Source organism: Endozoicomonas sp. YOMI1, from assembly GCF_024606345.1.
In the GTDB taxonomy this organism is placed as follows: domain Bacteria; phylum Pseudomonadota; class Gammaproteobacteria; order Pseudomonadales; family Endozoicomonadaceae; genus Endozoicomonas.
In genome coordinates, this window is record NZ_JAHHPM010000581.1 from 1 (window position 1) to 10,679 (window position 10,679).

Genomic DNA, 10,679 nt, shown 5'->3' on the forward strand with positions numbered 1-10,679 from the left:
GTCGAAGGGTGATTGGCACAGTCTTTATTCAGGGTATGGAGTTTACGTCCTTCGACTCCACTCAGAACGAACGAGTTCAAAAAAAAGCCACCTTACTGGTGGCTTTTTTTGGTGTTAAAGGCAGGCCTGCCTACCTTTAACGGATCAGCAATTAAACTTCACCGAAGTTCAAAGCATCAGACAGCGCCTGCTCAACTTCAGAAGCCGATACCTTGGCCGGAGTCTCAAACTCAACTTCTTCACGTCCCTTGCGACGTTCAGCGTGATAAGTCAGCCCCGTACCCGCAGGGATCAGACGACCTACGACCACGTTCTCCTTCAGGCCGCGCAGGTAGTCGCGCTTGCCAGTAACCGCCGCTTCGGTCAGGACACGGGTAGTCTCCTGGAAGGAAGCCGCAGAGATGAAGGATTCTGTTGCCAGAGATGCCTTGGTAATACCCAGCAGCACGCGCTCGAACTTCGCCGGGAAGCCGTTCTCACGGTTAACGCGATCATTCTCTTCCAGCAGGCGTGTGTACTCCAGCTGGTCACCACGGATAAAGGACGAATCACCGGTATCGGTAATTTCTACCTTACGCAGCATCTGACGCAGAATGGTCTCAATGTGCTTATCATTAATCTTTACACCCTGCAGACGGTATACGTCCTGGATTTCGTTAACGATGTAGCGAGCCAGTTCACCAACACCCAGCAGACGCAATACGTCGTGTGGATTGGTGGGACCATCGGAGATAACTTCACCGCGGGTTACCTGCTCACCCTCAAACACGTTGAGGTGACGCCATTTTGGAATCAGTTCTTCATAAGGATCAGTACCGTCAGTCGGTGTAATCACCAGACGCTTCTTACCTTTGGTTTCCTTACCGAAGCCGATGGTTCCGGAGATTTCCGCCAGGATCGAGTGCTCTTTCGGCTTACGGGCCTCAAAGAGGTCAGCAACCCGTGGCAGACCACCGGTGATGTCCCGGTTACCGGAAGACTGTTGAGGAATACGGGCAAGTACCGCACCCACTTCAACCGTGGCACCATCCAACAGGTTCACCAGAGAGTTCGCTGGCAGGAAGTACTGAGCAGGAACGTCAGTACCTGGCAGCTTCAGTTCGTTTCCATTGGCATCTTTCAGCTGAATGGCTGGGCGAATATCCTTACCGGCGGACGGACGATCCTTCGGATCCATCACTTCCATGTTGGACAGACCGGTCAGTTCATCCGTCTGCGTCTTAATGGTGATGTTTTCATCCATGCCCTGGAATTCAACAATACCGGCGGTTTCCGTGATGATCGGGTGGGTGTGTGGATCCCACTTGGCCACGGTCTGCCCCGCTTCAACCAGGTCTCCGTCCTTCACCGAAATCATCGCACCGTATGGCAGCTTGTAACGCTCACGCTCACGGCCAAACTCGTCGGCAATGGCTAACTGTCCGGAACGGCTGACAGCCACCAGAGTGCCATCTTTACGTTCAACAGACTTCAGGTTCAGCAGACGGATAGAACCTTTGTTCTTGACCGTTACACTGTCGGCCGCCGCATTTCTGGATGCCGCACCACCGATGTGGAAGGTACGCATGGTCAGCTGTGTGCCCGGCTCACCGATGGACTGGGCGGCAATAACACCCACAGCCTCACCCTTATTCACCAGATGACCACGCCCCAGGTCACGGCCGTAACACTTGGAACAGATACCGTGACGGGTTTCACAGGTAATGGGTGAACGTACGCGCATCTCGTCAACGTTCATGGTTTCGAGACGCTTAACCCACATCTCATCAATGAGGGTTCCGGCGGGTACAGCAATTTCACTGTCGCTGCCTGGCTTGAGTACGTCTTCTGCTACCACACGACCCAGGATGCGTTCACCCAATGGCTCGACGATATCACCACCTTCAATGTGCGGAGTCATCAGCAGGCCGTCGCTGGTGCCACAGTCATCTTCAGTGACCACCAGATCCTGGGCAACGTCAACCAGACGACGGGTCAGGTAACCGGAGTTCGCTGTCTTCAGAGCGGTATCCGCCAGCCCCTTACGGGCACCGTGGGTAGAGATGAAGTACTGAAGTACGTTCAGACCTTCACGGAAGTTCGCAGTAATCGGCGTTTCGATGATGGAGCCATCGGGCTTGGCCATCAGACCACGCATACCGGCCAGCTGACGTATCTGCGCCGCACTACCCCGGGCACCAGAGTCCGCCATCATGTAGACGCTGTTGAAGGATTCCTGCTCTTCTTCCTCGCCCTGCTTGTTGATAACCGTGTCGGACTTCAGGTTATCCATCATGCGCTTGGCCAGCATTTCGTTGGCACGGGACCAGATGTCGATAACCTTGTTGTACTTCTCGCCGGCAGTTACCAGACCGGAAGCAAACTGGTTTTCGATTTCCTTAACTTCTTCGTTGGCATCATTGATGATGCGCGCCTTCTCAGGAGGAATAACGAAGTCGTTAACACCAATGGAGGTACCGGAAATCGTTGCATACTGGAAGCCCAGATACATCATCTGGTCAGCAAAGATAACGGTTTCTTTAAGACCAACATTACGGTAGCAGGCATTCAGCAGGCCGGAAATCGCCTTTTTCTTCATGGCCTGGTTAACCAGGGAGAATGGCAGACCTTGAGGCACGATATCCCACAGGATCATTCGACCAACGGTGGTGTCAGCCAGGAACTTGTTGTCGTGCTCAACACCTTCACCGTCCCGGTATTTCTCATGAACACGCACCTTGATGCGGGCATGCAGGTCTACAGCCTTGGTACGGTAAGCACGCATGACTTCGTCGATATCAACGAATGCCATGCCTTCACCCTTGGCATTGATGCGCTCACGGGTGATGTAGTACAGCCCCAGTACCACGTCCTGGGAAGGCACGATGATTGGCTCACCATTGGCTGGCGCCAGGATGTTGTTGGTGGACATCATCAGGGCACGGGCTTCCAGCTGGGCTTCCAGCGTCAGCGGCACGTGCACCGCCATCTGGTCACCGTCGAAGTCCGCGTTATAGGCCGCACACACCAGTGGGTGCAGCTGAATCGCCTTACCTTCGATCAGCACCGGTTCGAACGCCTGAATACCCAGACGGTGCAGGGTTGGCGCACGGTTCAGCATGACCGGGTGTTCGCGGATGACGTCCGCCAGAACGTCCCACACCTCAGGGGTTTCCCGCTCAACCATTTTCTTGGCAGCTTTAATGGTGGTAGCCAACCCCTTGGCTTCCAGCTTACCGAAGATAAATGGCTTGAACAGCTCCAGCGCCATCTTCTTGGGCAGACCGCACTGATGCAGACGCAAGGTAGGACCAACCGTAATAACCGAACGACCAGAGTAGTCTACCCGCTTACCCAGCAGGTTCTGACGGAAACGACCCTGCTTACCCTTGATCATGTCGGCCAGGGATTTCAGAGGACGCTTGTTAGAACCGGTGATGGCACGACCACGACGACCGTTATCCAGCAGTGCGTCAACGGACTCCTGCAGCATCCGCTTTTCGTTACGGACGATGATGTCCGGCGCGTTCAGATCCAGCAGACGCTTCAGACGGTTGTTACGGTTGATCACCCGGCGATACAGATCGTTCAGGTCAGACGTGGCAAAACGGCCACCATCCAGAGGTACCAGAGGGCGCAGATCCGGCGGCAGAACCGGCAGAACGGTCAGGATCATCCACTCAGGGTTGTTGCCTGAGTTATGAAACGCTTCCAGCAGCTTCAGACGCTTGCTCAGCTTCTTCAGCTTGGTTTCAGAGTTGGTCTGTGGAATCTCTTCACGCAGCGTGTTGACTTCGTCTTCGATGTCAATATCGGCCAGCAGACCTTTGATGGCTTCGGCACCCATACGGGCATCAAAGTCATCACCGAACTCTTCCAGGGCTTCGTAGTATTGCTCATCCGACAGCAGCTGGTTTTTCTCCAGCGTGGTCATGCCCGGATCAACCACAACATAAGACTCAAAGTACAGCACCCGCTCGATATCCCGCAGGGTCATGTCCAGCAACAGACCAATACGGGATGGCAGGGACTTCAGGAACCAGATGTGAGCAACCGGGCTGGCCAGCTCAATGTGACCCATGCGCTCACGACGCACCTTGGCCAGGGCAACCTCAACACCACACTTCTCACAAATAACACCACGGTGCTTCAGTCGCTTGTACTTACCACAGAGGCACTCGTAGTCTTTGACCGGGCCAAAAATCTTGGCACAGAACAGACCGTCACGCTCAGGCTTGAACGTACGGTAATTAATGGTTTCCGGCTTTTTAACTTCGCCGTATGACCAGGACCGGATCATGTCCGGTGAAGCCAGCGCAATCCGAATAGCGTCGAATTCGTCCGTCTGGCCCTGTGTCTTGAGCAGATTCAATAAGTCTTTCAAGATCGTATCTCCTCGCGGTGCAAGGTGCCTGCTGTTCTATCACCAGAAAGCAGGCACCCTGGCCACACGTTCGTTATTCGGTTTCCAGTTCGATGTCAATGCCCAGTGAGCGGATTTCCTTCAACAGTACGTTGAAGGATTCCGGCATACCGGCTTCCATTCTGTGGTCGCCATCCACGATGTTTTTGTACATCTTGGTACGGCCGGTGACGTCATCGGACTTCACAGTCAGCATTTCCTGCAGAGTGTAGGCAGCACCGTAGGCTTCCAGTGCCCAGACCTCCATCTCCCCGAAACGCTGGCCACCGAATTGAGCCTTACCACCCAGAGGCTGCTGGGTAACCAGAGAGTAAGAACCAGTAGAACGAGCGTGCATCTTGTCGTCTACCAAGTGGTTCAGCTTGAGCATGTACATGTAGCCAACGGTGACCGGACGCTCAAAGAATTCACCGGTACGACCGTCAAATAACTTGACCTGACCACTGTCATTCATGTCCGCCAGACGCAGCAGGCGCTTGATCTCGGTCTCCTTGGCACCATCAAATACCGCCGTTGCCATCGGGACACCGCCACGCAGGTTACGGGCCAGTTCCAGCACTTCTGCATCGCCGAAAGAGTCAACCTCCACCGGGCTGGAACCAGGAATACCGTTGTAGACCTCATCCAGGAACTTGCGCAGTTCCACCATGCTCTGCTGAGCTTCCAGCATGCGGTTGATCTTGACGCCAAGACCCTTGGCCGCAGCCCCCAGGTGAGTCTCCAGCACCTGACCAACGTTCATTCGCGACGGAACACCCAGAGGGTTCAGTACGATATCAACCGGATTACCCTCTTCATCGTGGGGCATGTCTTCTACCGGCATGATAATGGAGATAACACCCTTGTTACCGTGACGACCCGCCATCTTGTCACCAGGCTGGATACGACGCTTGATGGCCAGGTAGACCTTGACAATCTTCAGCACGCCAGGAGCCATATCATCGCCGGTCTGGAGCTTCTTCTTCTTGTCTTCGAAACGCTCATCCAGCTGGGCACGACGCTCTTTCAGCTGTTCTCTGGACAGATCCAGCATCTCATTGAGCGCTTCGTCTTCCATGGACAGTTTGAACCACTGCTCGTGCTCCAGGCCATCCAGATAGCTGTCGCTGATCCGGTCACCTTTGCCAAGACCCGGTGCCCGAACAACCGGTTGATCACGCAGGGCACCACGCAGACGGGCGAAAGTGTCATGCTCAACCACACGGAACTCTTCATTCAGGTCCTTGCGGTACTCATCCAGCTGCGCCTTTTCAATAGAAAGCGCACGAGAGTCCCTCTCTACACCATCACGGGTAAAGACCTGAACGTCAATAACCGTACCTTTCACGCTGGTCGGTACACGCAGAGAGGTATCCTTAACATCAGACGCCTTCTCACCAAAGATGGCACGTAGCAATTTCTCTTCCGGCGTCAGCTGGGTTTCACCTTTTGGCGTTACCTTACCCACCAGAATGTCACCAGCGCCCACTTCAGCACCGACATAAACGATACCGGCTTCATCCAGCTTGTTCAGGGCAGACTCACCAACGTTGGGAATATCGCCAGTGATCTCTTCCGCACCCAGCTTGGTGTCACGGGCCACACAGGTCAGTTCCTGAATGTGTATCGTGGTAAAGCGGTCTTCCTGAACGACACGCTCGGAAATAAGGATGGAGTCCTCAAAGTTGTAACCGTTCCAGGGCATGAACGCGACACGCATGTTCTGGCCCAGCGCCAGCTCACCCATATCAACAGACGGACCATCCGCCATGATGTCGCCACGGGCAATCTGATCGCCAGCCTTAACCAGGGAACGCTGATTAATACAGGTGTTCTGATTAGAACGGGTGTACTTGGTCAGGTTGTAGATATCAACACCAGCCTCACCTGGCTGCACTTCATCATCGTTCACACGAACTACAATACGGGCTGCATCAACGGTATCGATCACACCGCCACGGCGGGCAACCACACAGACACCGGAGTCAGAAGCAACGTTACGCTCCATACCGGTACCGACCAGAGGCTTCTCTGCTCTCAGGGTTGGTACGGCCTGACGTTGCATGTTCGATCCCATCAAGGCACGGTTAGCATCGTCGTGCTCAAGGAATGGAATCAGAGAGGCTGCAACAGATACCATCTGCTTGGTGGACACGTCCATGTACTGGACTTTATCCGGGCTCATCAGGGTGGCCTCACCACGGTAACGAACAACAACCAGCTCTTCAGTCAACTGTCGGTTTTTGTCCATGGCCGCAGAGGCCTGGGCGATAACGTATTCGCCTTCTTCAATGGCCGACAGGTAATCAACGTCATCAGTTACCTTGCCATCGACAACGCGACGGTAAGGTGCTTCCAGGAAGCCATAGTCGTTGGTACGGGCATAGGTTGCCAGCGAGTTAATCAGGCCGATGTTTGGACCTTCAGGCGTCTCAATCGGGCAGACACGACCATAATGAGTCGCATGTACGTCCCGCACTTCGAAGCCGGCACGCTCACGGGTCAGACCACCCGGGCCCAACGCAGATACACGACGCTTGTGAGTAATTTCAGACAGCGGGTTGTTCTGATCCATAAACTGGGACAGCTGACTGGAACCGAAGAATTCCTTGATAGCCGCCGCCACCGGTTTGGCATTGATCAGATCCTGAGGCATCAAACCTTCGGATTCAGCCAGACTCAGACGCTCCTTAACAGCACGCTCAACACGCACCAGACCCACACGGAACTGGTTTTCAGCCATTTCACCAACGGAACGGACACGGCGGTTACCCAGGTGATCGATATCGTCACAGACACCTTTACCATTGCGGATATCAACGAGGATGCGCAGGACATCAATAATGTCGGCGTTATCCAGAACACCGGAACCGGTATCTTCATCACGCCCCAGACGGCGGTTGAACTTCATTCGACCGACGGAAGACAGATCATAACGCTCAGTTGAGAAGAACAGATTCTGGAACAGGGCTTCAGCAGCATCCTGTGTTGGTGGTTCACCGGGGCGCATCATGCGGTAGATTTCAACGAGCGCTTCCAGACGATTGGTGGTGGTATCTGCACGCAGGGTGTCAGACATGAACGGACCACACTCCAGCTCATTGATGTAAAGAGTTTCTACCGTTTTGATGCCGGCAGACAGCAGTGTTTCATAAACGTCAGGGGTAATTTCAGTGTTGCACTCAACAATGATTTCACCGGTAGTTTTGTGAATAACGGTCTTTGCCAGAACACGGCCATAGATGTAATCTACCGGCGCATCCAGGTTCTTGATTTTGGCTTTCTGCAGTTCACGGAGATGTCGTGCAGTGACACGACGACCTTGTTCTACAACCACATTACCGTCTTTATCGTAGATATCAAAGCTGGCTGCCTCGCCTCTCAGGCGATCAGCAACAAACTCGGTGCTGACATTTTCAGCGCCAATGTTGAATTCAACAAAATCAAAGAAACTCTCAAGAATTTCTTCATTGGAAAGCCCGATGGCTCTCAGCAGAATGGTGGCAGGCAGCTTACGACGACGGTCGATACGGACATACAGCAAATCCTTGGGATCAAACTCAAAGTCCAGCCATGAGCCACGGTAAGGAATAACACGGGCAGAATATAGCAGCTTACCGGAGGAGTGAGTCTTACCCCGGTCATTATCAAAGAATACGCCCGGAGAGCGATGCAGCTGGGATACGATAACACGCTCTGTACCATTAATAACAAAGGTACCGTTATCGGTCATGAGCGGAATTTCGCCCATGTACACTTCCTGCTCCTTGATATCCTTGATTGCCTTGTTAGCGGAGTCTTTATCGTAAATAATCAGACGCACCTTGACCCGCAAAGGTACTGCGTAAGTGACGCCTCTGAGCTGGCATTCCTTGACATCAAACGCAGGAGCACCCAGTCTGTAGCTAACATACTCAAGTGCGGCATTGCCGGAATAGCTTACGATTGGAAAGACGGATTTGAAGGCTGCGTGGAGCCCGATATCTTCTCTGGCTGCCGATTCTTTACCTGACTGCAACAGCTTGTGATATGAATCAAGCTGAATCGCCAGCAGATACGGCACATTCATGACACTCGGCAGCTTGCCGAAGTCCTTGCGGATGCGTTTTTTCTCTGTATACGAGTATGCCATCAGCGTTCCCCAGCTTGGTTACCTGTTTTTGACTTCAGACGGCGTCGCCTGGCCATAATAGGTTAGTTTGAGAGCGGGTGGCTCCCTGTCAAAACCAATAAATTTTCAACTTTTTATGGTCATCTTCTACTGACCTGTATCACAGACACCTTTGCGGTGTTGCAGATACTCTTAATGCCGTTACAGACACTTGCGCATCGTTGTATACACTTCATGTCGTTATAGACATCAACCGTTGTATGAGCTTTAGTGCCTGAACAGAAAGCAATATGAAACTATTGTTCAGATTTACTACCCTGCTAACACGTCAATACCGCTTACATCGCACAAGGCAACGGAAGCGGTATTCAAATCTGCCCGATGAATCATCGAACAGCTAGCATGTCAGGCTGGGGCTAAACGGTCACAGCATGAATTCTCTACAGCAACCTACCATCATCTCATAGCTTGATCTGAAGTGGTACTATAATTACCGGAAAATCCCTGTATTTAAACGTTTCACACCAATACAAAAAGCCTTCTCCAGATTAATCAGTCTCTGTGATGACTTTTCCAAGTCCATATCTCTGGCACAACGATCTGCCAAAACAGCAATAACCCAGCCAACATCACGAAGAACCCCGTCCAGCCATAAAGACTGAAAAGAGTGAGAATTTTCATGATAAAGGACAGGATCTATGCGCAATACAGTTACTCAGACGATATAGCTCATACAACGGAAAAAAGGCCGGCACCCTCGCAGGCACCAGCCACCTGAACCTATTATGCAACAGACTCGGGATTATGCAATGCTTTTGTAGAAAATTACTTGATTTCTACTTTAGCACCGGCTTCTTCCAGCTGCTTCTTCAGCTCTTCAGCTTCTTCTTTAGAAGCGCCTTCTTTCAGAGGAGCTGGAGCGCCGTCTACAACAGCCTTGGCTTCTTTCAGACCCAGGCCAGTAGCAGCACGTACTACCTTGATGACGTTAACTTTCTTGTCGCCAGCGTCAGTCAGGATTACGTCGAACTCGGTTTTTTCTTCAGCAGCGGCAGCAGCTTCAGCAGGAGCAGCAGCAACGGCAACAGCAGCAGCAGCGGAAACGCCGAACTTTTCTTCCATAGCGGAAACCAGTTCAACAACGTCCATTACAGACATTTCAGCGATTGCATTCAGGATATCTTCTTTGGACAGAGCCATCTCTATATCTCCAAAAATCTTGGTTGGGGCAAACAAATAGCAGGCCCCAGAATTTGTTTAAGCAAAAAAGCAAGAAAACCATCAAGGATTAAGCGGCTTTCTTCTTCTCGTCGGCAATAGCTGCCACAACACGGGTAATGCTTGCAGGAATCTCGATCAGAGTTCTTGCCAGCTTGTTTACCGGTGCGATCATTACGCTCATCAGCATTGCGCGAGCCTGATCCAGAGTAGGCATCTTGGCCAGAACATCGATCTGTTCTGCACCCAGCAGCTGTCCGGAAATAGACAGTGCTTTGATGTCCAGCTCTTTGTTCTCTTTGGCAAAATCCTTCATCAGACGCGCAGCGGCACCCGGATCTTCCATAGAGAAAGCAAGCACAGTAGGGCCTACCAGAACTTCCTGCAGGCACTGAAGCTCAGTACCTTCTACAGCGCGCTTGGCCAGGGTGTTACGTACTACCTTCAGGTAGACGCCACCTTCACGAGCCTGCTTGCGCAGAGCAGTCATTTGACTAACAGTAAGACCACGGTAGTCCGCGATTACAGCCGACAGAGCGCTTTGTGCAGCCTCGCTGACTTCGGCCACAATAGCCTTCTTGTCTTCGAGTCCTAACGCCATGGGCTTTACTCCAAATTTATGAAGTTTCACTTATGATTTATCAGTGATAAATCATTAAGCGCTTACAATACGGTGATGGGTGTATATCGTTTTGGATAAAACGCATACTCACCGTCTACGCAGGACATTAAGTCCTCTACCTATAACCCTTTCCGAAGAAAGACCCCTGACTAAACAGGCACGGTATCGGACACCTGCGATCTTTGACGACCCCCACCAGGAGCCTGTCGAACTTAAGACTGTCCTACTGCGGTTGCGATAAATTGGTCTAAAAACTCCTGCTTCTTCGTCAAATAGCCCCGCTATTCTCCTCAGAAGCAGAAATTTTTATCCTCAATTTCTCGCAATCCTCGCTACGGACGCTTAAG

4 protein-coding genes are annotated in these 10,679 nt (G+C 52.3%); all 4 read right to left on the bottom strand.

Annotated features, from left to right (window positions below; genetic code table 11):
• Nucleotides 1–151 precede the first annotated feature (151 nt).
• Nucleotides 152–4,363, bottom strand: coding sequence for a DNA-directed RNA polymerase subunit beta' (gene rpoC, locus KDK15_RS20320; protein ID WP_257297225.1), 4,212 nt, complete (start codon nucleotides 4,361–4,363; stop codon nucleotides 152–154).
• Nucleotides 4,364–4,436: 73 nt separating this feature from the next.
• Nucleotides 4,437–8,513 (bottom strand): DNA-directed RNA polymerase subunit beta, encoded by a 4,077-nt coding sequence (rpoB, locus tag KDK15_RS20325; RefSeq protein WP_257297226.1) that lies wholly within the window; start codon nucleotides 8,511–8,513, stop codon nucleotides 4,437–4,439.
• An 804-nt stretch (nucleotides 8,514–9,317) separates the two neighbouring features.
• On the bottom strand, nucleotides 9,318–9,692 hold the full coding sequence (rplL, locus tag KDK15_RS20330; RefSeq protein ID WP_257297227.1) for a 50S ribosomal protein L7/L12: 375 nt from the start codon (nucleotides 9,690–9,692) through the stop codon (nucleotides 9,318–9,320).
• A gap of 88 nt (nucleotides 9,693–9,780) precedes the next feature.
• A complete protein-coding gene (rplJ, locus tag KDK15_RS20335) occupies nucleotides 9,781–10,311 on the bottom strand; it encodes a 50S ribosomal protein L10 (protein ID WP_257297228.1) in 531 nt (176 codons plus the stop codon).
• Nucleotides 10,312–10,679: the final 368 nt, after the last annotated feature.

Coding starts and splice junctions, on each gene's coding strand:
- rpoB (WP_257297226.1), bottom strand. CDS start 8,513: ATGGCATACTCGTATACAGAGAAAAAACGCATCCGCAAGGACTTCGGC.
- rplL (WP_257297227.1), bottom strand. CDS start 9,692: ATGGCTCTGTCCAAAGAAGATATCCTGAATGCAATCGCTGAAATGTCT.
- rplJ (WP_257297228.1), bottom strand. CDS start 10,311: ATGGCGTTAGGACTCGAAGACAAGAAGGCTATTGTGGCCGAAGTCAGC.